The sequence below is a fragment of the Cupriavidus sp. 01L46 genome (genome assembly GCF_056399905.1).
Window position 1 is genome coordinate 1 of the sequence record NZ_JBFTSF010000671.1, and the last position, 740, is coordinate 740.

Consider the following 740-nt stretch of genomic DNA (forward strand, 5'->3'; position numbering starts at 1 on the left):
GCGCTGTGCTTCATCCGCCGCAGGCTGGCCCTGGAAGCGCGCGGAAAACTCATCGAGGGTCAAGGCGTGCAACTTTCCCTCGCGGAACGAGATGATCCTGGCATCCGGGTGGAACGCCTTGCGCATGTATTCGGCATCGCCGGTGATGTGGGCTTGCAGGTAGTTCTCGATCGGCTCAAGTGCGGCTACGTGTCGTGATGTCATGCCGGGGGTGCTGAATGTCATGTTGTCTCCAGATCAGTGAATCCGCCTGGCCGTAGCCTGAATGGCGGGCGTCAAACCATGCAATTGCATTCTATTATTGCATACAATATGAACGGCCCGGAGATCCGCGCCGTTCAGCCCTGGCCTGCGCCCGCCGGGCAGTCGGTCAGTGCCCCGTAGTCATTGCACAAGTGCCCTGCCGTGACCTTCATCGCCGCGGCGACAAAGCTTGCGGCAAAAAATCTTAGAAAAAACTTGCCAGCGTTGCGCGAACGACCTAGTATTCGCTCCCCTCGCGGCACGAGGCTCAGCTTCAGGGCAGGGCGGTAGAGCTCGCGGGGGGGGGGGGCTGGTGGAAAAGGTGAGTAATACGCATAGCGAAACTTGCCCGAGCAAGAAAAGATTAAAAAAGTATTGATGAAACGCAGATAATTCTTTATAGTCTCGTTCCTTCGCTGCAGACAAAAGCAGCGACGCGGCAAGCAAAGCGAACCGTGGCCAGTTCTTTAACAAACAAACAACCGATAAGTGTGGGC

1 protein-coding gene is annotated in these 740 nt (G+C 56.6%); it reads right to left on the reverse strand.

All coding sequences use genetic code 11. The annotated features are described in order from the left end of the window. The coding region (locus tag AC1DS3_RS39240) for a nuclear transport factor 2 family protein (RefSeq protein WP_477129445.1) at window positions 1–225 on the reverse strand (225 nt) is incomplete at its 3' end. Window positions 226–740: the final 515 nt, after the last annotated feature.